This is a genomic window from Sinorhizobium psoraleae, from assembly GCF_013283645.1.
Lineage (GTDB): Bacteria > Pseudomonadota > Alphaproteobacteria > Rhizobiales > Rhizobiaceae > Sinorhizobium > Sinorhizobium psoraleae.
Genome location: NZ_JABEKV010000002.1, coordinates 586,701 through 608,972, shown reverse-complemented (window position 1 = coordinate 608,972; position 22,272 = coordinate 586,701). Strand labels below are relative to the sequence as shown.

At 62.3% G+C, this 22,272-nt stretch carries 16 protein-coding genes and 1 pseudogene; 12 read left to right on the top strand and 5 right to left on the bottom strand.

The window, feature by feature from the left end; genetic code table 11:
• Positions 1-66: 66 nt before the first annotated feature.
• The gene (locus tag ILFOPFJJ_RS11735; RefSeq protein ID WP_173510724.1) at positions 67-1,284 is read left to right on the top strand and encodes an NAD(P)/FAD-dependent oxidoreductase; all 1,218 of its coding nucleotides are present in this window, start codon (positions 67-69) and stop codon (positions 1,282-1,284) included.
• A 263-nt stretch (positions 1,285-1,547) separates the two neighbouring features.
• On the top strand, positions 1,548-4,346 hold the full coding sequence (locus tag ILFOPFJJ_RS11730) for a bifunctional diguanylate cyclase/phosphodiesterase (RefSeq protein WP_173510723.1): 2,799 nt from the start codon (positions 1,548-1,550) through the stop codon (positions 4,344-4,346).
• Positions 4,347-4,389: 43 nt separating this feature from the next.
• On the opposite strand, the gene ILFOPFJJ_RS11725 is transcribed toward ILFOPFJJ_RS11730, so the two are convergent.
• The 3 genes from ILFOPFJJ_RS11725 to groES all read right to left on the bottom strand — a co-directional run bounded on the left by ILFOPFJJ_RS11725 (position 4,390) and on the right by groES (position 7,350).
• On the bottom strand, positions 4,390-4,818 hold the full coding sequence (locus ILFOPFJJ_RS11725; protein WP_173510722.1) for a hypothetical protein: 429 nt from the start codon (positions 4,816-4,818) through the stop codon (positions 4,390-4,392).
• Positions 4,819-5,340: 522 nt separating this feature from the next.
• Positions 5,341-6,978 carry a chaperonin GroEL gene (gene groL, locus ILFOPFJJ_RS11720; RefSeq protein WP_173510721.1) on the bottom strand — a complete coding sequence of 546 codons (1,638 nt, stop codon included), beginning with the start codon at positions 6,976-6,978 and terminating at the stop codon, positions 5,341-5,343.
• Positions 6,979-7,053: 75 nt separating this feature from the next.
• On the bottom strand, positions 7,054-7,350 hold the full coding sequence (gene groES / locus ILFOPFJJ_RS11715; RefSeq protein ID WP_012706990.1) for a co-chaperone GroES: 297 nt from the start codon (positions 7,348-7,350) through the stop codon (positions 7,054-7,056).
• Positions 7,351-7,619: 269 nt separating this feature from the next.
• Here groES and ILFOPFJJ_RS11710 point away from each other — a divergent pair.
• From ILFOPFJJ_RS11710 to ILFOPFJJ_RS11685, 6 genes and pseudogenes are all read left to right on the top strand, one after another.
• Positions 7,620-8,446 (top strand): annotated as a pseudogene (locus ILFOPFJJ_RS11710) (chromate resistance protein ChrB domain-containing protein).
• Between the two features lie 187 nt (positions 8,447-8,633).
• Positions 8,634-9,482 (top strand): TIGR01459 family HAD-type hydrolase, encoded by an 849-nt coding sequence (locus ILFOPFJJ_RS11705; RefSeq protein WP_173510720.1) that lies wholly within the window; start codon positions 8,634-8,636, stop codon positions 9,480-9,482.
• A gap of 13 nt (positions 9,483-9,495) precedes the next feature.
• On the top strand, positions 9,496-10,479 hold the full coding sequence (locus tag ILFOPFJJ_RS11700; protein ID WP_173510719.1) for a bifunctional riboflavin kinase/FAD synthetase: 984 nt from the start codon (positions 9,496-9,498) through the stop codon (positions 10,477-10,479).
• 280 nt (positions 10,480-10,759) lie between these two features.
• Positions 10,760-13,669 carry an isoleucine--tRNA ligase gene (gene ileS / locus ILFOPFJJ_RS11695; RefSeq protein WP_173510718.1) on the top strand — a complete coding sequence of 970 codons (2,910 nt, stop codon included), beginning with the start codon at positions 10,760-10,762 and terminating at the stop codon, positions 13,667-13,669.
• A 134-nt stretch (positions 13,670-13,803) separates the two neighbouring features.
• Entirely contained in the window at positions 13,804-14,424 is a 621-nt protein-coding gene (locus tag ILFOPFJJ_RS11690; RefSeq protein WP_173510717.1) for a hypothetical protein, read from the top strand.
• A gap of 3 nt (positions 14,425-14,427) precedes the next feature.
• Positions 14,428-14,907 (top strand): GNAT family N-acetyltransferase, encoded by a 480-nt coding sequence (locus ILFOPFJJ_RS11685; protein WP_173510716.1) that lies wholly within the window; start codon positions 14,428-14,430, stop codon positions 14,905-14,907.
• 114 nt (positions 14,908-15,021) lie between these two features.
• On the opposite strand, the gene ILFOPFJJ_RS11680 is transcribed toward ILFOPFJJ_RS11685, so the two are convergent.
• Complete coding sequence (locus ILFOPFJJ_RS11680) at positions 15,022-15,471, bottom strand: nucleoside deaminase (RefSeq protein ID WP_173510715.1); 450 nt, start codon at positions 15,469-15,471, stop codon at positions 15,022-15,024.
• A 72-nt stretch (positions 15,472-15,543) separates the two neighbouring features.
• On the opposite strand from ILFOPFJJ_RS11680, the gene ILFOPFJJ_RS11675 reads away from it, so the two are divergent.
• Genes ILFOPFJJ_RS11675 through ILFOPFJJ_RS11665 form a run of 3 tightly spaced genes read left to right on the top strand, consistent with a single transcriptional unit; the run spans position 15,544 to position 18,852 of the window.
• The gene (locus ILFOPFJJ_RS11675) at positions 15,544-17,343 is read left to right on the top strand and encodes a pseudouridine synthase (protein WP_173510714.1); all 1,800 of its coding nucleotides are present in this window, start codon (positions 15,544-15,546) and stop codon (positions 17,341-17,343) included.
• Between the two features lie 6 nt (positions 17,344-17,349).
• Complete coding sequence (rsmD, locus tag ILFOPFJJ_RS11670; protein ID WP_173510713.1) at positions 17,350-17,910, top strand: 16S rRNA (guanine(966)-N(2))-methyltransferase RsmD; 561 nt, start codon at positions 17,350-17,352, stop codon at positions 17,908-17,910.
• A 57-nt stretch (positions 17,911-17,967) separates the two neighbouring features.
• Positions 17,968-18,852, top strand: a complete 885-nt coding sequence (locus ILFOPFJJ_RS11665) for a patatin-like phospholipase family protein (protein ID WP_173510712.1) — start codon at positions 17,968-17,970, stop codon at positions 18,850-18,852.
• Positions 18,853-18,858: 6 nt separating this feature from the next.
• Here ILFOPFJJ_RS11665 and ILFOPFJJ_RS11660 read toward each other — a convergent pair whose 3' ends face one another.
• Entirely contained in the window at positions 18,859-20,718 is a 1,860-nt protein-coding gene (locus ILFOPFJJ_RS11660; protein ID WP_173510711.1) for a monovalent cation:proton antiporter-2 (CPA2) family protein, read from the bottom strand.
• Between the two features lie 149 nt (positions 20,719-20,867).
• Here ILFOPFJJ_RS11660 and ILFOPFJJ_RS11655 point away from each other — a divergent pair, with 149 nt between their 5' ends.
• Positions 20,868-22,214, top strand: coding sequence for a TldD/PmbA family protein (locus ILFOPFJJ_RS11655; RefSeq protein WP_173510710.1), 1,347 nt, complete (start codon positions 20,868-20,870; stop codon positions 22,212-22,214).
• Positions 22,215-22,272: the final 58 nt, after the last annotated feature.

Genomic DNA, 22,272 nt, shown 5'->3' with positions numbered 1-22,272 from the left:
TTGACGAAGCTCGGGCGGAGAGGGTACGGCTGGCGGAACGCGAGCATCAAGAGACGGGTGGAGCAGGTGTCGGGAAGACTTGTTGTTGTCGGCGGCGGCCAGGCCGCTTTTGCCTTGGTTGCCAAACTTCGCGCTTTGAAGGACGAGCGGCCGGTGACGATCGTCGCCTCGGAGGAAAGCCTTCCTTACCAGCGGCCGCCGCTTTCCAAGAAATATCTGCTCCGCGAAATGACTCTCGATCGGCTGCTCTATCGGCCGGAGGCCTGGTATTCGGAGCACGACATCGACATTCGCCTGTCGACGACGGTCACACGCATCGACCGTGGGTCAAAACACGTAGCGCTGAGCGACGGATCGGTGCTCGGCTATGAGACGCTCGCCTTCGCAACGGGGGCGACGCCGCGCCGATTGCCCGCTCCGATCGGTGGCGATCTTGCCGGCGTCTACGTCGTACGCGATTTCAAGGATGCCGACCTGCTGGCCGAGGAAATGCAGCCCGGGCGCCGCGCGCTGGTGATCGGCGGAGGCTACATTGGTCTCGAGGCTGCGGCAGTCGCCCGGACCTGCGGCATGGACGTGACCGTCATCGAAATGGCGGACCGCATCCTCCAGCGCGTCGCCTCCGCTGCCACCTCCGCGATCGTTCGCGGGATTCACCGCTCCCGCGGCGTCGATATCCGTGAAGGCATGGGGCTCCACCGCCTGATCGGCGACAACGGGCGCGTAACTGCCGCCGAGCTTGCTGACGGCTCGACGATTGCAGTCGACGTGGTGATCGTCGGCATCGGCATTATCGCGAACGACGCGCTGGCGCATGAGGCGGGCCTGGAGACCGCCAATGGTATCATCGTCGACAGCCACGGCCGAACCTCCGATCCGGCGATCTTTGCCATGGGCGACTGCGCTGTCCTGCCGTGGCAGGGCATGCGGATCCGCCTGGAATCGGTCCAGAACGCCGTTGACCAGGCGGAGGCCATTGCTGCCATCCTCGCCGGCAGCTCCGAGCCCTACGATCCGAAGCCCTGGTTCTGGTCGGACCAGTATGACGTGAAGCTCCAGATCGCCGGCTTCGGGCTCGGTCACGATGAAACGCTTGTTCGACCGGGTCAACGTGAAGGCAGCGTATCGGTCTGGTACTTCCGACAAGGCAAATTCATCGCCGTCGATGCCATCAACGATGCCAAGGCCTATGTGACGGGAAAGAAGCTGCTCGAAGCGGGGATAACGCCGGATCGAGCGAAACTTGCCGACCCTGACACCGACCTCAAGTCGCTGCTCGCCTAATGCATGTCGCCCAAAAGTGGGCAGCGGTTTTGGGACAACGACATGCATAAAAGCAATGATCTAAAGCGCGTCGCATGCGACGCGCTTTAGGCGGCGACATCGCTCGGATTTCGGGATCCGTTAACGAAGAAAGCACTGTTCCGTTTCAGAGCAGTGGCCTTCGACGGATCTTCACGCTTCCTTAAACGGCCAAACGCCAACAGATACGACGAGGCGGCGCGGGCGATCTGCGTCCGCGTACTGCTTTGTTTGGGCGATCCGTGATGTTCAAGATCCTGACATGCCTCGCGGTGGAACACGATCCGCGACTGGTTGTACTGGCGGCGTTGATTTGCTTCCTGTCGAGTTTCGGCGCGGTCACCTTGCTTCAGCATGCGCGCGCTGCGACCGGCAGACCACGCGCAGTCTGGGTCGCCGCCGCCGGTATCGCCAGCGGCTTCGGGATATGGGCGACCCATTTCATCGCCATGCTTGCCTACGATCCGGGTGTCGTGGTCGGATATCAGGTCGACCTCACGACGCTGTCGCTGGCGGTGGCAATTGTCCTGACCACATCGGCGCTGGGCATCGCGACCTATGTGGCGGGGCGCGGCGGCTGGCTGTTCGGCGGTCTGGTGCTTGGCGCCGGCGTCGCCTCGATGCACTTTCTCGGCATGACGGCACTTGAAGTGAACGGCTCCATCCGCTGGGACGCGACGCTCGTCATCGTTTCGATCCTTGCCGGATCGCTGTTCGACGTGGCAGCGCTCTTCGCAGTTGCCCACGGTAATCAGCGGCTGAGGGTCAAGCTCCTTGCCACGGCGGCAATGACCCTTGGCATCGTGGCACTGCATTTCACCGCGATGGGCGCGGTGACGATCGAGGCTGGCCCGGCGGCCGAGGCGAGCCGAGGCATGATACAGCCGCACCTGCTGGCTTTCGTCATTGCCGGAACGGTTTTCTTCCTGCTGTCGATCGTTCTGATTGCCGCCGGTTTTGCCCGTCAGGCGGAGATCCTGGCGGCGGCCTCGGAGAAGGAGTTTTCCCGCTTCGTCCGCAGCGTCAAGGACTATGCGATCTGCATGCTCGACACCGAAGGCCATGTGGCCAGCTGGAACGCGGGCGCCGAGGCGAACAAGGGGTACACTGCCGACGAGATCATCGGCAGGAACTTCGCCTGCTTCTACGCAGCGGAAGAAAGAGAGGCGAAGCTGCCGCAACAGGCACTGCACCTCGCCCTTCTCAACGGGAAATATGAGGCGGAAGGCTGGCGCTTCCGCAAGGATGGTACGCGCTTCTGGGCGCATGTGGTTATCGAACCGATCATCGACGAAGGCGGGCGGCACGCCGGTTTCATCAAGATTGCCAAGGACATCACCAAGGAAAAGGCGAACGCCGACCGCATCGCCGAGGTCAGCAAGAATCTCGACATTGCGCTCGAGAACATGACGCAGGGCATATGCCTGTTCGACAGTGCCGACCGCCTGCTGGTTTCGAACGGGCGTTGCCTCGAAATCTTCAGCCTCCCCGAGTCGCTCGCCGGACGGGGGCTGACATTCCGGGAAATTCTCGATCGGGCATTCGCCCGGGCCTATCCCGATCCTGCGGTGGCGAAGGCCAAGGCGGAGGAAGCCTATCAGAAACATCGCGTCGACATCGCCGGCAAGGGCGGAGCCGATCTCGTCGAGAAACTGCCGAACGGGCGCTCGATCCTGACGAAGCACCGCATGCTGCCGGACGGCGGGTGGGTCTCCACTTACGAAGACATCACCGAGCGACTGGACTCTGAGGAACAGATTTCGTTCCTCGCCCGACACGACAGCCTGACGGGGCTACCTAACCGGTTGCAGTTCAACAGCTACCTCGAGGAGGAACTCGACGCCGCTGCCTGGTTCTCGCGCAAGGTGGCCGTCATCGGCATTGACCTGAACAAGTTTAAGGAAGTCAACGATCTGCATGGCCACGCGGCGGGCGACTTCGTGCTGGTCACGCTCGCGCAACGGATGAAGGCGCTTCTTCAGGATGGCGAGTTCGTTGCGCGTTTTGGGGGCGACGAGTTCGCGGCAGTAAAGCGTTTCGAAGAGCTTGCCGAACTCAATGATTTCCTGCGGCGCATCGAAAACTGCCTGCATGAGGAAATGCGCTTCGGCGATTTCGAGCTGAAATCCGGCGGCAGCATGGGCGTCGCGATCTATCCGCAGGACGCGGAGACCGCCGACACACTGATCAACAATGCCGATCTCGCTATGTATCGCGCCAAGGCGGCGTTGAACCAGACGGTCTGCTTCTACGAGGTTTCCATGGACGAGGCCGCCCGCAAGCGCCGGGCGCTCGCAAACGACCTCTGGGACGCCGTCGAAAAGAAGCAACTGGCGCTTCACTATCAGGTGCAGAAATCGGTGATGACGGGCGACGTCACCGGCTATGAGGTGCTGTTGCGCTGGCACCATCCCGAGCGCGGCATGGTGCCGCCAAACGAATTCATCCCGTTGGCCGAGGAGTGCGGCGCGATCCTGCCGATCGGCGAATGGGTCTTGCGCGAAGCCTGCCGCGAAGCCGTCGGCTGGGACAGCCAACACAAGATTGCCGTCAATCTTTCACCGGTGCAGCTGGCCAATGGCGACATCGTCAGCCTCGTCCAGCAGGTGCTCGCGGAAACCGGGCTCAGCCCGAAGCGGCTCGAACTGGAGATCACAGAGTCCACCATCATCGACGATAAGGAACGCGCGCTGCTGACGCTGCGCCAGATCAAGGAGCTTGGGGTCACCATCGCCATCGATGACTTTGGCACCGGCTATTCGTCGCTCGAGACGTTGCGGTCGTTCCCCTTCGACAAGATCAAGCTCGACAAGAGTTTCATGTGGGAAGTCGAGGGCAGTCCTCAGGCGAAAGCGATTGTCCGGGCCATTCTCGCCCTTGGACAAAGCCTTTCCGTGCCGGTCCTCGCCGAGGGCGTCGAAACGCAGAGCCAGCTCGAGATCCTTCAAGCGGAGGGTTGCGACGAGGCGCAGGGCTACCTGCTCGGGCGACCCGCCCCCATCAGCGCCGTCGTCGGCACTCGCGTGCAAGCCGCTGTCGCTTGATGCGACAGATCATTTCACTGTTTCGATGAAGCAATGAAATGATCTATTGCCTCAGCACGGCCTGCGCGCCTTCCACCATAAAACGCGGGAAGAAGAAGACCCCTGCCATCGAGCCTGAATAGCGCTCTTCGAGACCGGACGACTCACCGATGCAGAAGACCGGCTGCTTTTGCCCTGTTTCCAGGACGATCGTCGTGGAAAAGCAGAAGGTCGAGCAGGACGTTGCCGCCTGCTCGAAAAGTTCGAGCACGTGATTGCGATCGGCCGGATCGTAACAGCGGACGAAATTGAGCAATCCGCATTCGTTGTCGCGCAGACCGTGAATGGCCGCAGCCCTGTCACCGAGGATGAAGAGACCTGTGGTGAGATCGCCCGACCAGCCTTCGGAAACACAGAATTGCGCAAGCATTTCCTGATGCGGGAGCCCGTGAACGCCTGAGGAGAGGGAATTTGTTCTTGCGATCTTAAACACGGCTTGCCCCAGAATGTGCCTCAGCGAACCATCCGTGTCCAAGCCGGACAGACGCATTTCCGAAAGACCGCCATACCTGCCCGAGGGCGAACGCGCTCCTGGGCTATGCTGATTCCTTGGTCGATAGTTCCGGCGCAGAAATGACAGCCCGCCAAGCGAAGTCATTTCGCAAGAAGGTCGGCTATGTTGCGATCAGATATCCAATAGGCTTGGTGATGCTCCCTGCGAAAACGGGTGCACTCGCCGGCATCAAGAAAGCACATGCGCGCTCAGTTGTGCCTGCCCCCCGGTCTCGCGTCTAGCGTTCACTTGGGCGCCCTTATAGTTCGTATTTTGCCTACTTCAACGATTTTTTGCGCTGATTTGGGCGGGGGTTCTTTTTACCGTGCGCCCTGTTCGAGATCAGCGGCGTGGTTTGACAAAACACAAAAAGGGCGGCTCGAAAGCCGCCCTTTCAGTCCGGTAACGGAATGGATCACGCGATGCTCTTTGAAACATCGCTGTGACAAGGCTGATGCCTTATCACATCATGTCCATTCCACCCATTCCGCCCATGCCGCCAGGCATTGCCGGAGCGTCCTTCTTCGGCAGCTCGGCGATCATGGCTTCGGTGGTGACGAGGAGGCCTGCAACCGAGGCTGCGTCCTGCAGGGCGGTGCGAACGACCTTGACCGGGTCGATGATGCCCATGGCGATCATGTCGCCATATTCACCGGTCTGTGCGTTGTAGCCGAAGTCGTCGGTGTTTTTCTCGAGGATCTTGCCGACAACGATGGAGGCTTCATCACCAGCGTTTTCCACGATCTGGCGGGCCGGAGCCTGCAGAGCGCGGCGAACGATGTTGATACCGGCTTCCTGGTCGTCGTTTTCGCCCTTGACGGTGATCTTGACCGAGGAGCGCAGCAGAGCAACGCCGCCGCCCGGTACGATACCTTCCTGAACGGCAGCGCGCGTCGCATTGAGTGCGTCGTCGATGCGGTCCTTCTTTTCTTTCACTTCAACTTCGGTCGCACCGCCGACGCGGATGACGGCGACGCCGCCAGCGAGCTTGGCCAGGCGCTCCTGCAGCTTCTCGCGGTCGTAGTCCGAAGTGGTTTCTTCGATCTGGGCCTTGATCTGTGCAACCCGGCCTTCGATATCCGACTTCTGGCCGGCACCGTCGACGATCGTCGTGTTTTCCTTGGAGATCGAAACCTTCTTCGCACGGCCGAGCATGTCGAGCGTGACGTTTTCAAGCTTGATGCCGAGGTCTTCGGAGATCACCGTGCCGCCCGTCAGGATGGCGATGTCCTCGAGCATGGCCTTGCGGCGGTCGCCGAAGCCCGGAGCCTTGACGGCAGCGATCTTCAGGCCGCCACGCAGCTTGTTGACGACGAGCGTTGCGAGCGCTTCGCCTTCGACGTCTTCAGCGATGATGAGGAGCGGTTTGCCGTTCTGGACGACAGCTTCGAGAACCGGGAGCATCGCCTGGAGGTTGGAGAGCTTCTTCTCGTGCAGGAGAATGAAAGCGTCTTCGAGGTCGGCGACCATCTTTTCCGGGTTCGTGACGAAGTAGGGCGAAAGGTAGCCGCGGTCGAACTGCATGCCTTCGACGACTTCAAGTTCGGTTTCGGCGGTCTTGGCTTCTTCGACCGTGATGACGCCTTCGTTGCCGACCTTCTGCATTGCTTCTGCAATGTCGAGGCCGATCTGTTTTTCACCGTTTGCGGAGATCGTGCCGACCTGGGCAACTTCTTCCGAGGTGTTGATCTTCTTGGCCTTGGCTTGCAGGTCCTTGACGACTTCGGTGACGGCGAGGTCGATGCCGCGCTTCAGGTCCATCGGGTTCATGCCGGCAGCAACGGCCTTGGCGCCTTCGCGAACGATTGCCTGGGCGAGAACGGTTGCGGTCGTCGTGCCGTCGCCGGCGATGTCATTGGTCTTCGAAGCGACTTCGCGGACCATCTGGGCGCCCATGTTCTCGAACTTGTCTTCGAGTTCGATTTCCTTGGCGACCGAAACGCCGTCCTTGGTGATGCGCGGAGCGCCGAAGGACTTGTCGATGACGACGTTACGACCCTTCGGGCCGAGCGTTACCTTCACTGCATCGGCGAGAATGTCGACGCCGCGCAGCATCTTCTCGCGCGCGGAACGGCCGAACTTGACTTCTTTAGCTGCCATTTTTGAAAGCTCCTGGTTTCGAAGTTCCGGGACGTGCCCGGTTTCAAATTACGGAAGTTGAAGGGTGCCGGCCGATCAGCCGATGATGCCCATGATGTCGGCTTCCTTCATGATCAGAAGGTCTTCGCCGTTGATCTTGACTTCGGTGCCGGACCACTTGCCGAACAGGACGCGGTCGCCAGCCTTGACATCGAGCGGAACAACCTTGCCGCTTTCGTCACGGGCACCCGAACCGACAGCCACGATTTCGCCTTCTTGCGGCTTTTCCTTTGCGGTGTCCGGAATGATGATGCCGCCCTTGGTCTTTTCTTCAGACTCGACGCGGCGGACGACGACGCGGTCGTGCAGCGGACGGAAATTGGTGCTTGCCATTGTCTAATCCCTCGATCAAATGACACTGCGGATCACTGATGGATCCACTGGATGGGTGTTAGCACTCATATCTCACGAGTGCTAGCGCCAGCCGAGATAGGACCGTGCGCCAAATGAGTCAAGGATCGAACGCGAGATTTTTTGCTGCCCATGATCGTTGACACGCCGCGGGCTTTTTTGGTTTAACCATCACATGGGGTAAGCGAATGCCCCACGAGGCGTCATGCCGGAATTTCGCGTCCAATAGCAACATCTAAAGGACGTAAACGATGGCATCGTTCAGCTCCATTTCTTCCGACAAATTGGCCAGGCTTCTCGGAACCGCGAAAGCACCGGTCCTCATCGACGTGCGCGATGACGACGACCTCGCCGCCGATCCCTATCTCGTACCCGGCTCCTTCCATCGCGCCCAGGCGGGCGCCCAGCAATGGACGGAGCTCTACCGTGGGCAAAACGTCGTCGTGCTCTGCCGGCACGGCGGCAAGCTCAGCGAGGGTGTTGCAGCCTGGCTCCGGCACGCGGGCGCAACAGCGGAGATTTTGGAAGGCGGTATCGAGGCATGGCGCGAGGCAGGGCTGCCGCTCGTGCCGGTCGCGCGCCTGCCGAACGCCGATCCGTCAGGCGGCTCCGTGTGGGTCACCCGGTCCCGGCCGAAGATCGATCGCATTGCCTGCCCATGGTTAATCCGCCGTTTCGTTGATCCGCGTGCGACCTTCCTCTACGTCACGGCGTCCGAAGTCTCGGCCGTCGGCGAGCGTTTTGGCGCGACACCTTTCGATATCGAAGGCGTCTTCTGGAGCCATCGCGACGAGGACTGCACATTCGATACGATGGTCAAGGAATTCGGTCTTTCCTTCCCAGCTCTCGAACATGTCGCGCGGATCGTGCGTGGAGCGGACACTGACAGGCACGATCTCGAACCGAAGCAGCCGGCCTTCTGGCCGTCTCGCTGGGGCTTTCCCGGATGTACTCCGACGACCTGGAGCAGCTTGAAGCGGGAATGACGCTTTACGATGCGCTTTACCGTTGGGCACGTGATGCCACCCAGGAGAAGCATGATTGGGTCTCGCACGGTGGCAAGGGGAAGCGGACGTGAACGAGAAAATACCGGCGGGCCTCACGCCCGCCCCTTCTTTGCCGAGGCGGCGAAGGTCTTTCTGAGTTGCCGGCAACATTGTGCAGGCGAATTCTTGGGAAGCGCCGCGTTTTTCTGAACGCGAGACTTGTATTCTTTGCCCTTCCTTGCGATGTGAGCCGAGAAGCCGAGTTTGCGGGAAGCCGATATGGCCGTAAGGATCAACAGTTTTCGGGAAATCACCAGCCGATACGATGTGGTGCTCTGCGATGTCTGGGGCGTTCTTCACAATGGCGTCCAGGCCTTCGCTTCGGCTTGCGAAGCACTTGCGGAGGCGCGGGCACGAGGCCTGACCGTCGTCCTGATTACCAATTCGCCGCGGCCGCATCCGGGCGTCAAGGTGCAGATCCGCGGCCTTGGGGTTCCCGACGAGGCCTATGACCGTATCGTTACCTCCGGAGACGTCACCCGCGCGTTGATCTCGGCCGCGGCGAAACGGATCTTCTTCATCGGGGCCGACCGCGATCTTCCGCTGCTCGAAGGTCTCGGCACAGAGATCGTTGCTGCGGAGGATGCCGAGACCATTGTCTGCGCCGGTTTTTATGACGATGAAACCGAAACGCCGGAACATTATCGTGCGACATTGACGGGGCTCGCCACACGGAAGGTCCCGTTCATCTGCGCCAATCCCGACCTCGTCGTCGAGCGCGGGCATCGGCTGATCCCCTGCGCCGGTGCCATTGCCAAGCTCTATGAGGAGCTTGGAGGCGAGGCCCGCATTGCCGGCAAGCCCTATATCGCGATCTACCGCGCCGCCTTGGCCGAAGCCAAGGCCACGCGCGGCGCATTCGACCTGTCCCGCGTCATCACGATCGGCGATGGAATGCCGACCGACGTGAAGGGCGCGCAGGACGCGGGTTTCGACCTGCTTTATATCAGCGCAGGCATTCATGCGCAGGAATACATGCATGAGAGCCGCACCGACGAGGCGAAACTCGCCGCCTTCCTGAAAAGGGAAGGGGCTGCGCCGAAGTGGTGGATGCCGCGGCTCGGCTGACGGGAAGACGGACATGACGGTTTTTCATCGCAACGAAACCCGTGATTCGCTTCCGGAGCGCCTGCGCGGCGGCGTCATCGCGATCGGCAATTTCGATGGCGTTCATCGCGGCCATCAGTCGGTGTTGAACCGGGCGCTGAATGAGGCGGCGAAACGCGGCGTTCCCGCGCTCGTCCTGACTTTCGAGCCGCATCCACGCACGGTCTTCAGGCCGGACACGCCGGTCTTTCGCCTGACGCCGGCGCCGCTCAAGGCTCGCATCCTCGAAGGCATGGGCTTTGGCGCCGTCATCGAATATCCCTTCGACCGGACGTTTTCCGAGCTTTCTGCGTCCGATTTCATCCATCGGATCCTGCGGGAATGGCTGCATGCGTCCCATGTCGTCACCGGCTTCGACTTCCATTTCGGCAAGGGGCGCGAAGGCGGCCCGGCCTTCCTGATGGCCGCTGGTGAGCGGGAGGGTTTTGGCGTCACGCTCGTCGATGCCTTCCGCGACGAAAACGCTTCCGTCATCTCGTCGAGCTTCATTCGTTCCTTGCTCGCGGAAGGGGACGTCTCGCATGCGGCGGGACTCCTCGGTTACCGTTATCTCGTCGAAGCGGAAGTGATCGGCGGCAAGCGGCTCGGGCGCACGCTCGGCTATCCGACCGCCAATATGAGACTGCAGCCGGAAGCGGAGCTTAGGAATGGAATCTACGCCGTGCGGTTCCGCCGGGCGGACGGCACTCTCTATGACGGCGTCGCAAGCTTCGGCCGCCGCCCGACCGTCGACAGCGACGGGGAACCTCTGCTGGAGACCTTCGTTTTCGATTTCTCCGATGACATCTATGGCGAAGTCTGCAGCGTTTCCTTCTTCGGCTATCTCCGCGACGAACTCAAGTTCGATGGACTGGAGCCGCTGATGGAACAGATCAAGCGCGATGCCGAGGAGGCGCGAGGCCTTCTTGCCGGCGTTTCCCCTCTGAGCGAGATCGACCAAAGGCTCAATTTCTCCTGACTGCTCCGGGAGAGGCTGCCTTTCCGCTGTCAAAGAATTCGGCCGCGCGACGTTGGCGGACCTTTTCAAAAGGCCGAAAACGCCTTAAAGAACCCGCCACTATGATCCGGCACCATCAAGCGATCATCGATCTGCGAATTATTGGCCCGGCTTTCCGCGCGCACTAGGCAGCGCCGGAAGGTCCGGGATTTTGGCGTTTTCAACGCCCCCATCATCTTCGAAAGACCGAACCCTTCCGCATGCGTGACGGATCCGCGCGGAAAAGACGATTGCGAAAACCATGACCGAGACCGCTGAAAAGATCGACTATTCTTCCACCCTCTATCTGCCGCAGACGGAGTTTCCGATGCGCGCCGGTCTGCCGCAGAAGGAGCCGGAAACGGTTGCCCGTTGGCAGAAGATGGGCCTCTACAAGAAACTCCGGGCATCGGCTGCCGGGCGCGAGAAGTTCGTGCTGCATGACGGCCCGCCCTACGCCAACGGCAACATCCATATCGGCCATGCGTTGAACAAGATCCTCAAGGACGTGATCAACCGCTCGTTCCAGATGCGTGGCTTCGACGCCAATTACGTCCCGGGTTGGGATTGCCACGGCCTTCCGATCGAATGGAAGATCGAGGAAAAGTACCGCGAGAAGGGCAAGAACAAGGACGAGGTCCCGGTCAACGAGTTCCGCAAGGAGTGCCGTGACTTCGCCAGCGGCTGGATCGAGGTCCAGGCCGAGGAGTTCAAGCGCCTTGGCATCGAAGGTGATTTCGAGCGGCCGTATACGACGATGAACTTCCATGCGGAAGCCCGCATCGCCGGCGAATTGATGAAGATCGCCAAAGCCGGCCAGCTCTATCGCGGTTCGAAGCCGGTCATGTGGTCGGTCGTCGAGCGCACGGCGCTTGCTGAGGCCGAGGTCGAATATGCCGATGTCGAAAGCGACATGATCTGGGTGAAGTTCCCGGTCATCGAAGGCCCGGACGCACTCGCGGGCGCCTTCGTCGTGATCTGGACCACGACGCCCTGGACGATCCCCGGCAACCGGGCGATCGCCTATTCGTCCCGTTATGCCTATGGTCTCTATGAAGTCGCGACGGCCGAAAATGACTACGGCCCGCAGCCGGGCGAAAGGCTGATCTTCGCCAAGCGTCTTGCTGACGAATCGGCCGCCAAGGCGAAGGTGACGTTCAATTTCGTCCGCGATATCGAGGCGGACGAGCTCGGGGCAGTCACTTGCGCCCACCCGCTGCACGGTCTCGGCGGCGGCTATGCCTTCCATGTGCCGCTGCTCGACGGCGATCACGTGACCGACGATGCGGGCACCGGCTTCGTCCACACGGCACCGGGCCACGGCCGCGAAGACTTTGATGCCTGGATGGACAGCGCCCGGGCCCTCGAGGCGCGCGGCATCTCCTCTGCGATCCCGTTCACGGTCGACGATGCCGGCTATTTCACCACCGATGCACCGGGCTTCGGGCCGGACGCGGAAGGCGGCGCAGGTCGCGTTATCGACGACAAGGGCAAGAAGGGCGACGCCAATGATCGCGTGATCAAGGCGTTGATTGCCCGCCACGCGCTCTTTGCTCGTGGTCGCTTGAAGCACTCCTATCCGCATTCCTGGCGGTCGAAGAAGCCGGTCATCTTCCGCAACACGCCGCAGTGGTTTGTCTACATGGACAAGGACTTCGGTGATGGCACGACCTTGCGCTCGCGCGCCTTGAAGGCGATCGACGGCACCCGCTTCGTGCCCGGCGCCGGCCAGAACCGCTTGCGTGCGATGATCGAGCAGCGGCCCGACTGGGTGCTTTCGCGCCAGCGCGCCTGGGGTGTGCCGATCGCGATCTTTGCCGACGACCAGGGCGAAATCCTCATCGACGACGCCGTCAACGCGCGCATCCTCGAAGCCTTCGAGAAAGAGGGCGCCGATGCCTGGTTTGCCGAAGGCGCCAAGGAGCGTTTCCTCGGCAACGATCATGACCATGCCAAGTGGCATCAGGTCATGGACATTCTCGACGTCTGGTTCGATTCCGGTTCGACCCACACCTTCACGCTGGAGGATCGGCCCGACCTGAAATGGCCGGCCGACGTCTATCTCGAGGGTTCCGACCAGCACCGCGGCTGGTTCCACTCGTCGTTGCTCGAAAGCTGCGCGACGCGGGGCCGCGCGCCCTACAACGCCGTCGTCACCCATGGCTTCACCATGGATGAGAAGGGCGAGAAGATGTCGAAGTCGAAGGGCAACACCGTCACGCCGCAGGAGGTGATGAAGGATGCCGGTGCCGACATCCTGCGCCTCTGGGTGATGACGACGGACTACTGGGAAGACCAGCGTCTCGGCAAGACCATCATCCAGACCAACATCGACGCATACCGCAAGCTCAGGAACACTGTCCGCTGGATGCTCGGCACGCTCGCGCATGACAAGGGCGAGGTGATCGCGCTGTCCGACATGCCGGAACTCGAACAGCTGATGCTGCACCGCTTGGCCGAACTCGACCGGTTGGTGCGCGAAGGCTACGACGCCTTCGACTTCAAGCGGATCGCCCGTGCGCTCATCGATTTCTCGAATGTCGAGCTGTCGGCTTTCTATTTCGATATCCGCAAGGACGCGCTCTACTGCGACGCACCGTCCTCCATCCGTCGCCGCGCCGCGCTGCATGTCATCCGCACCCTGTTCGATTGCCTGGTGACCTGGCTTGCGCCGATGCTGCCCTTCACCGCCGAGGAAGCCTGGCTTTCGCGCAATCCGGAAGCCCTCTCGGTGCATCTGGAGCAGTTCCCGGCCGTGCCGACGGAGTGGCGCAACGATGCGCTCGCCGAGAAGTGGCGCAAGATCCGCGAGGTCCGCAAGGTCGTGACCGGTGCACTGGAAATCGAACGCAAGGACAAGCGCATCGGCTCGTCGCTGGAAGCGGCGCCTGTCGTCCATGTGGCGGACGCCGATTTGCGCCAAGCGCTCGAGGGTCAGGACTTTGCCGAGATCTGCATCACGTCGGCGATCGAGATCGTCGGCTCCGAAGGACCGGCCGATGCTTTCGCCTTGCCCGAGGTTGCCAGGGTCCGTGTCGTGCCGAGACTGGCCGAGGGCCAGAAGTGCGCCCGCTCCTGGCGAATCACTAGGGATGTCGGGTCCGACCCGCTCTATCCGGACGTTTCCGCCCGCGATGCAGCAGCCCTGAGGGAACTCGGTTTCAAGCCTTAACGTATCGTTTTACCGGATGAATTGCGCTTGCCGCGTTCATCCGGTACAACCCTGCCCGAAATTTGGCGGATTTTTCGGCCAAGGGGCGTTGAGTGGCCGCGGCATGTGATGTGCGGCTGGCTGGAAGGAAATTCATGGAAATGACGCGAGAGTTGCGAGTTGTTGCCAGCATTGCCGCCATCGTGGCGGGCGGCCTGGTGCTGTCGGGCTGCATCGGCGGGCCAACCTACGGCACGGACAAGACGGCCGGCGAACAGCTGCTCGACGACCTCGGCAGCGCCGTGAGCCTCGCCCCGCCGAAGCGCGATCCGGTCAAATATCAACCCCGCCCGGCGCTCGTGCTGCCGCCGCAAGGACAGCAGACTGCCTTGATCGAGCCGCAGAAGTCGCTGGCAAGCCGCGAAGCCAACCCGGAGTGGGTCGAGTCGCCAGAGGAAGTCCGCCAGCGCCTGCGCGAAGAGGCCGAGGCCAACAAGAACGATCCCAACTATGTCTCGCCGCTGGCGAAGGCGAGCGCCAATGGCCGCCGTCTTTCGGCCAAGGAGCAGCAGGAGGCCTATCGGGAGGCCCGCAAGCTCGAGATGGGGGCGTATTCGGACAAGCGCCGTTTTTTGAGCGATCCGCCGATCGAATACCGCCGTCTTCCGGAGGGCGCCGAAGCGGATCTCGGCGAGCCGGAAAAGGTGAAGGAGCGCCGCCGCAAGAAGGAGGCGCAGATCGCCAACAGCGGCAGCAAATGGTGGTGGCCGTTCTAAGCCATGGCAGCCAGCATTCGCAACGCTGTCCCGGAAGATGCGGAAACGATTCTGCGCTTCATCACGGAACTCGCGATCTACGAAAAGGCGGAGCATGAGGTCGAGGCGACCGTCGAACGCTTGCAAGCTTCGCTTTTCGGTCCGGACGCCATCACCCGTGCGATCATCTGCGAAGTCGACGGAATACCTGCCGGTTTCGCCATTTGGTTCTACAACTACTCCACATGGCAGGCGCGCAAGGGTCTCTATCTCGAAGACCTTTATGTCACGCCTGAATACCGCGGGTCTGGTGCTGGAAAGCTGCTTCTGAAGCATCTGGCGCGTACCGCCGTGGCCGAAGGCTGCGGTCGCTTCGAATGGAGCGTTCTCGATTGGAACGAGCCGGCCATCCGGGTCTATGAGGCGATCGGCGCGGAGCCCATGTCGGAATGGAAGCGTTACCGGCTCGCGGGGGCGGCGCTGAAGGCATTTGCCGAGAATTGACCGCTGCGGCGATTAGAGCAATTCCAGGGAAAGTGTTTAACGGTTTTCCGTCCGGAATTGTGCAGTTTCAAAGGGTTAGTTCATTGCATTGCTTCAACGGAACAATGAAATGATCTAACGCTTGCCGGCAAAGAAATCGCGAAGGATATCGGCGGCTTCCCGCTCGGCGAGGCCGGAATAGACATCCGGGACGTGATGGCAGGTGGGCGACGCATAGAATCTCACGCCGCTGTCGACCGCGCCACCCTTCGGGTCCTCCGCACCGTAGTAAAGGCGGCGTATTCGGGCGAAGGAGATCGCCGCCGCGCACATGGTGCAGGGTTCCAGCGTGACGTAGAGATCTGCTCCCGTCAGCCGTTCGGTGCCGACGCTGGCGGCAGCGTGACGGATCGCTTCGATTTCGGCATGAGCGGTGATGTCGTTGAGTTCGCGGGTTCGGTTTCCGGCGGCGGCGACGATCCGGCCGTCGAGCACGACGACGGCGCCGATCGGCACTTCGCCGCGTGCCGCCGCTTTCCTGGCCTCTTCGAGGGCCGAATCCATGAAGCGCGTCGTATCCGTCATCGCTCGATAATAATTTCTCTTAACCCACGGCGCTTGACCTGATAGGACAGCCGCAAAAGGCAGGCAACACAAATGACATCCAAAGACAAGTTCACGCGGCCCGGCGGCAAGACCAACGGCCGGGAAAAGAAACCTCGTTCCGGTGACAAGAAGGCCGGCGCCAGCGGGTCCGCCAAGGCTCGGCCGGCTGCAAGCGCGCCGCCCGGTGCGGATGAGCCGCAGCGCATCTCGAAAATCCTCTCGCGCGCCGGCGTTGCCTCCCGCCGCGACGTCGAGCGGATGATCATGGAAGGGCGCGTCAAGCTCAACGGTGTCGTGCTCGACACGCCTGTCGTAAACGCCACGCTTGCCGACAGCATAGAGGTCGACGGTCATCCGATCCGCGGCATCGAACGCACGAGGCTCTGGCTTTATCACAAGCCGGCCGGACTGGTGACGACCAATGCCGATCCGGAAGGCCGGCCGACGGTTTTCGAGAGACTGCCGGAAGGATTGCCGCGCGTGCTTTCGATCGGCCGCCTCGATATCAATACCGAGGGCCTGCTGCTGCTGACGAACGACGGTGGCCTCGCTCGCGTGCTCGAACTGCCCTCGACCGGCTGGCTGCGTCGATACCGCGTCCGCGCCCATGGCGAGATCGACCAGGAAGCGCTCGACCGGTTGAAGGAGGGCATCGCCGTCGATGGCGTCCTCTACGGGGCGATCGAGGCTACGCTCGACAGGGTCCAGGGATCGAACGTCTGGATCACCATGGGCCTGCGCGAAGGCAAGAACCGAGAGATCAAGAACGTGCTCGGCGCGCTTGGCCTTGATGTGAATCGACTGATCCGCATTTCCTATGGTCCCTTCCAGTTGGGCGACCTGCCGGAAGGCCATGTTCAGGAAATTCGCGGCCGCACGCTCAGGGATCAGCTCGGTCCGCGCCTCATCGAGGATGCGAAGGCGAATTTCGACGCGCCTCTCTACAATGACCAGCCCGCCGCCGAGAAGGATGATCACGATGAGGTTGGCGGGGATGCCGACAAGACGGAACGCGCCGGACGGCGAGAAAAGCCGGAGGACAAGCGCGAGCGTGCGCTTGCCCGCCTTGATACGCGGCGCGATGAAGGCCGCTCCCGCGACCGAGGCGAGCGTTCCGCCGGCAGGTCCGCAGACCGTCCCGCCCGGGCACCGGCGAAACGCAGCCGCACCGCCAATGTCTGGATGGCGCCGGGTGCGCGACCGGTAGCCGAAAAGAAGCCGAAATCGGCGGAAGAGGAAGCTTCCGCGAAGCCGACTCGTCGCGAACGTCCGGAAGGCGCGCCGAAGACAAAACGCTATGGCCGAACCAAGGACGGCTTGGCGACGAAGACATCGGGAAAGTTCGACCCCGACCGCAAAGGCGGGGCAGCCAAGGGCGCTGCCCGCCCGGAGCGTGCTCCGCGGCCGTCCGTCAGGCGCGGGGGTGAAGATGGGGACTGGATCAGCGCCAGCGAACCGGTCGGCCGCAAGGACGATTCGCGCGAAGGCGGCTTCGAGCGGCGCCGATCCTTCGATGCTGGGGAACGGAAATCACGGGACCACGGCGATCGCCCGCCCCGTCGGGAAAGCAGCGAGCGTTCGGCGCGCGCTGGAGGCGACAGTCGTGCAGCGTCCGGAAAGCCACGGACAAACCGCAGCGAGGGAGATCGGCCCCAAGGCCGTGAAGGTGGAGACCGCTCCTTTGGCGATCGGTCTCGTGGGAAGCCGGCAGGCGGCAAGCCGGCCGGCGGAAAGCCCTTCGGTCAGCGCTCCAGCGGTCCCCGCGGCGGCAAGCCCGGTGGCGGTAAGCCGGGCGGCGGCAAACCAGGCGGCCGCCCCGGCGGCGGCAAGCCCCGCGGCAAGGGAAAGTGACCGAGCGTGCGCATCGTCGGCGGAGAGTTTCGTGGCCGCGCACTGGCCACGCCCAAGTCCCACGATATTCGTCCGACAACTGACCGGACGCGCGAAAGCCTGTTCAATATTCTGAGCCACGCCTATCCGGAGGCGCTTGACGGCACCCGGATGCTCGATCTTTTTGCCGGTACCGGCGCTGTCGGGCTCGAAGCCCTATCGCGTGGCTGCCGACAGGCGCTCTTCGTCGAGCAGGGCGTCGAGGGCAGAGGCCTGCTACGGGTCAATATCGAGACGCTCGGCCTTCAGGGACGTGCAAAGATTTTTCGTCGCGATGCGACCGACCTCGGGCCGGTCGGGACGATGGAGCCGTTTCATCTGGTTTTCGCAGATCCGCCCTATGCCAAGGGACTCGGTGAGCGCGCGCTTGCGGCGGCCGCGGCGGGCAGGTGGCTCGTCCCAGGGGCCTTGGCTATTCTGGAGGAACGCGCTGACGTGCAGCCTCAGCCGTCCGAGCAATTCGAACCGCTCGATGTGCGCGCCTTTGGCGATACGCGGATGCACTTCTACCGCTTCCGCGGCGATTGACTCGCTCGCCTATGGGCGGGGGGTCGAGTGGTCGGCGGATGAACGGAGACCAGGTTGATGAAACAGGAAGCCCTGTCTGAGACGATGCCACCCGCGACCGGGCGCCGACCGACGATCGCACTGGCTCTGGGCGGCGGCGGCGCACGCGGCCTGGCGCACATTCACATCATCGAGGCCCTCGACGAGATGGGCATCCGGCCCGTGGCGATTGCCGGTTCGTCGATCGGCGCGCTCATGGGCGCGGGAATGGCGGCCGGCATGAGCGGCGAGGAAATCCGGCAGCACGTCCTCTCGACCGTCGGTCACCGCGGTGAAGTGCTCAACCGCCTCTGGCGCTTGAGGCCGGTCAGCCTGTCCGAGGCGATGTCGAGTGGTTTCCGTTTCGGCCAGTTCAACATCGAACGAGTCTTGAAAGCCTTCCTGCCCGAAGCGCTCCCTAACCGTTTTTCCGATCTGCTCATCCCGCTGAAAATCATGGCGACGGACTATTACGGCCAGACGGAACACGTCTGTGAAAGCGGCGATCTGCACCAGGCACTTGCGGCCTCCTGCGCCCTGCCGGCCGTTTTCATGCCCGTGAAAATCGATGGCCGCGTCATGATCGACGGCGGCATCTACAATCCCATCCCTTTCGATCATCTGCGTGGCTTGGCTGACATCGTACTCGCCATCGATGTCGTCGGCGGACCTGATGGTGACGGCAGGACGATCCCGAGCCGCATCGACAGTCTGTTCGGAGCGAGCCAGCTCATGATGCAATCCATCATCGCGATGAAAATGAAGGCGGGCGCACCCGACATTCTGCTGCGCCCCGATGTCGGCCGGTTCCGCGTCCTCGATTTCTTCCGTGCTCATGAGATACTGGCGGCCACGACCAGCACCAGGGAACAGGTCAAGCGTGCACTCTCCGAACGGATCGAGAGCTGGAGGAATATCGGCTGAGGCTGCTCAGTCCGTCCCCGCCAGCGTCTCGTCCCGCCGTTGCCGATCCTCCGCGGGAAGGGTCGGCAGGATCCGCTCCTCCGTGTCGGCCGAGTGGTTCACTTCGCGCTTCGGCTTGACCAGCGGCTCCGGCCGGACCGGCCTCGAGTGCAGCATGTCGCGGCCCGCGGTAATGCCCTCGGCCTCCTGCAGAACGAGCCGCGCTTCGTCGCGGCGGCGGATATCGTCCATGATGGAGATTGCTTCATCGTTGCCCACACCTAACGCTTCCAGCGTCTTGCGACCGAAGAGCAGGCCGGATTCGAAGGTCTCGCGCAACTCATAGTCGACACCCCTGGCGCGCAGTTCCAACGTGTGCAGCCGGTCGTAGGAGCGGGCGAAGATGCGCGCGTTCGGGTATTCCGCCTGGACGAGGCCGATGATCCTGTCGGTCGTTTCCTTCTTTTGCGTGCAGATCGCGACGAGCTTCGCGCGCTCGATACCGGCGGCCCGCAGCACATCCAACCGCGTGCCGTCGCCGAAATAGATGCGAAAGCCGAAGGTCGCCGCTTGGCGCACGCGCGCGGCGGAGTGATCGATGATCGTCACGTCGCGCCCTCCGGCGAGCAGGATCTGCGCCGCGATCTGGGCGAAACGCGAGAAGCCGATCATCAGCACGTCGGCGCCGGCGCCCTCGAAATCCTCATCCATCTCGTCGGCCATTTCGTCCTGTTCGTGCATCAGCCGCTTCGAGAGCATTGCCGCGACAGGCGTCAGCGCCATCGAAAGCGTCACGATGGCGACGAGCAGGGACGAGATTCCATGCGAAAACACCCCTGCCGCGGCCGCCGCGGTGAAGAGCACGAAGCCGAATTCGCCGCCTTGTGGCAGAAGAAGGCCGATGCGGAGCGCGTCATTGTGGCGCGAGCCGGTGATGCGGCAAAGCCAGTAGAGCACGGCGCTCTTCACCAGCATCAGCAACGGCACCGCCACTATGATCAGGAGATAGTTCTCGACTATGACGTTGAGTTGCAGTGAGAGGCCGACGGCCATGAAGAACAAGGCCTGAAGGATGCCGCGAAAGGGTTCGACGTCGGCCTCGAGTTCATGGCGATAGGACGACTCCGCCAAAAGCACGCCGGCAAGAAAGGCGCCCATCGCCATGGAAAGACCGGCGAGTTGCATCAATGTTGCCGCACCCATGACGACGAGGAGCGCTGCCGCGATCATGACATCGCGCGCACCGGTGCGGGCGATCACCTGAAAGAGCGGGTTGAGAAGGTATCGACCCGCGGCGAAGAGGATTGCCACGGCGCTAACCGCTATCGCGAAATCCTGAAGCGGCGTCGTCGCATCTTCCGGTGCCTGCGCCGCCATCAACGGGATCACGGCGAGCAAGGGAACGATCGCCATGTCCTGCAGCAACAGGATGGAGAAGGCGCGTTGGCCGTAGCGGGTGTTGGTGTCGTTGCCTTCGTCGAGAATCTGCATCGCAAAGGCCGTGGAGGAAAGCGCGAGGCCGAAGCCCGCGATAACGCTCCCCCTCCATTCGAGAAGACCGGCAAAGGAGATCAGCAAAGACAGGACGAGACCGGTCAGGACAACCTGTGCCGTGCCAAGCCCGAAAATGTCGCGCCGCATCTGCCACAGACGCGACGGCTTCAATTCCAGGCCGATGATGAAGAGCAGGAACACGACTCCGAGTTCCGAAACGTGCAGAATCTCCTCTCCCTCGGTAATCCGCTGCGCGACCGGACCGATCAGTATGCCAGCGGCGAGATAGCCGAGAATCGTGCCGAGCCCCAGGCGTTTGAAGAGCGGCGCCGCGAGCACGGCGCCGCCGAGCAGCATCAGCGCCTGGGTATAAAGAAACGGTGTCGTTTGCATGCTCGATGTTCTCGTTGTGACGGCTTCAGGGATCCCACACGCGGGGCCTTTTGCCGGATATCATTTGGATGCTGGGACGGGAATCAAGACGATGCCCTTGATGCATGGTCCAGTGCACAATAAATGGGACAGGAATGAAAGGCCAAATCATGTCTGAGATGATCGATTCCGCTGCGTTGGAAAAGCAAGCCGCCGAGCTCGTCGAACTCGCACGCCGGGCCGGTGCAGACGCCGCGGACGCGGTCGTCGTGCGCGGCCGCTCCCGTTCCGTTTCGGTCCGGCTTGGCAAGGTCGAAGCGACGGAAGCCTCGGAAAGCGATGACTTTTCGCTGCGGGTGTTCGTCGGGCGCCGTGTCGCAAGCGTCTCCGCCAATCCCGGTTTCGATCTAAAGCTGCTTGCGGAGCGGGCGGTAGCGATGGCCAAGGCTTCGCCCGAAGACCCATACGCGTCCCTGGCGGACTCCGACCGACTCGCGAAATCCTATCCGGACCTCGATCTCTTCGATGCCAGCGCGGTGTCGACCGAAGCGTTGACCGAGGCCGCGCTTGCCGCCGAGGGGGCAGCGCTTGCCGTGACCGGCGTCACCAATTCAAGCGGTGCCGGTGCTTCTGCCGGCATGGGCGGGCTTGTTTTGGTCACGTCGCATGGTTTCTCGGGCTCCTATATGGCGACCCGCTTTGGCCGCTCCGTCAGCGCGATCGCGGGCGAGGGCACGAAGATGGAGCGTGACTACGATTTCGACAGTCGCCTCTACTACGATGATTTGCGCACGGCCGACGACATTGGCCGCGTCGCCGGCGAACGGGCGGTCGCGCGCCTCAACCCGCGCCAGGTGCCGACTGCAAAGAACGTCACGGTCGTCTTCGATCCGCGCATTGCGCGCGGTTTCGTCGGTCATCTCGCGGGCGCGATCAACGGCGCGTCGGTGGCGCGCAAGACAAGCTTTCTGCGCGACATGATGGGCAAGCAGATCATGAAGGCGGGGATCGTGGTCACCGATGACCCGCTGATCGTTCGCGGCGCCTCCTCGCGGCCCTTCGATGGCGAGGGGGTCAGCGGTTCGAAGCTATCGATGGTAGAGGACGGTGTGCTGCGGCATTGGTTCCTGTCGACCTCGGCGGCCAAGGAACTCGGTCTTGAAACCAATGGACGCGGCGTTCGCGGCGGCCCCACGGTCAATCCCGCCTCGACCAATCTCGCCCTCGAACCCGGAGCGATTTCGCCCGACGATCTGATAAAGAGCGTCGGAACGGGTTTCTACGTCACCGAACTCATCGGCCAGGGCGTGAATATGGTGACGGGAGAATATAGCCGCGGCGCTTCCGGTTTCTGGATCGAGAACGGCGAAATTACATTTCCGGTGTCCGAGGTAACGATCGCTTCCAATCTCAAGCAGATGTTCATGGCCCTGACGCCTGCCGACGACATCGACAGGAAATTCGGCATTGCCGCGCCGACACTTGCCATTGAAGGCATGACGCTCGCCGGAACCTGATCGCGAGTGCCGTGTTCCTCTAACTATTGAGGCGCGCGGGCCGGTCTCGCGCGTATGG

Bases quoted from the DNA above. Each gene is read 5' to 3' on its own strand.
- groL (WP_173510721.1), bottom strand. From the start codon at position 6,978: ATGGCAGCTAAAGAAGTCAAGTTCGGCCGTTCCGCGCGCGAGAAGATG.
- ILFOPFJJ_RS11690 (WP_173510717.1), top strand. From the start codon at position 13,804: ATGGAAATGACGCGAGAGTTGCGAGTTGTTGCCAGCATTGCCGCCATC.
- ILFOPFJJ_RS11655 (WP_173510710.1), top strand. From the start codon at position 20,868: ATGTCTGAGATGATCGATTCCGCTGCGTTGGAAAAGCAAGCCGCCGAG.
- ILFOPFJJ_RS11700 (WP_173510719.1), top strand. From the start codon at position 9,496: ATGACGGTTTTTCATCGCAACGAAACCCGTGATTCGCTTCCGGAGCGC.
- ILFOPFJJ_RS11660 (WP_173510711.1), bottom strand. From the start codon at position 20,718: ATGCAAACGACACCGTTTCTTTATACCCAGGCGCTGATGCTGCTCGGC.
- ILFOPFJJ_RS11680 (WP_173510715.1), bottom strand. From the start codon at position 15,471: ATGACGGATACGACGCGCTTCATGGATTCGGCCCTCGAAGAGGCCAGG.
- ILFOPFJJ_RS11665 (WP_173510712.1), top strand. From the start codon at position 17,968: ATGAAACAGGAAGCCCTGTCTGAGACGATGCCACCCGCGACCGGGCGC.
- groES (WP_012706990.1), bottom strand. From the start codon at position 7,350: ATGGCAAGCACCAATTTCCGTCCGCTGCACGACCGCGTCGTCGTCCGC.
- ILFOPFJJ_RS11705 (WP_173510720.1), top strand. From the start codon at position 8,634: ATGGCCGTAAGGATCAACAGTTTTCGGGAAATCACCAGCCGATACGAT.
- ileS (WP_173510718.1), top strand. From the start codon at position 10,760: ATGACCGAGACCGCTGAAAAGATCGACTATTCTTCCACCCTCTATCTG.
- ILFOPFJJ_RS11675 (WP_173510714.1), top strand. From the start codon at position 15,544: ATGACATCCAAAGACAAGTTCACGCGGCCCGGCGGCAAGACCAACGGC.
- ILFOPFJJ_RS11685 (WP_173510716.1), top strand. From the start codon at position 14,428: ATGGCAGCCAGCATTCGCAACGCTGTCCCGGAAGATGCGGAAACGATT.
- ILFOPFJJ_RS11730 (WP_173510723.1), top strand. From the start codon at position 1,548: ATGTTCAAGATCCTGACATGCCTCGCGGTGGAACACGATCCGCGACTG.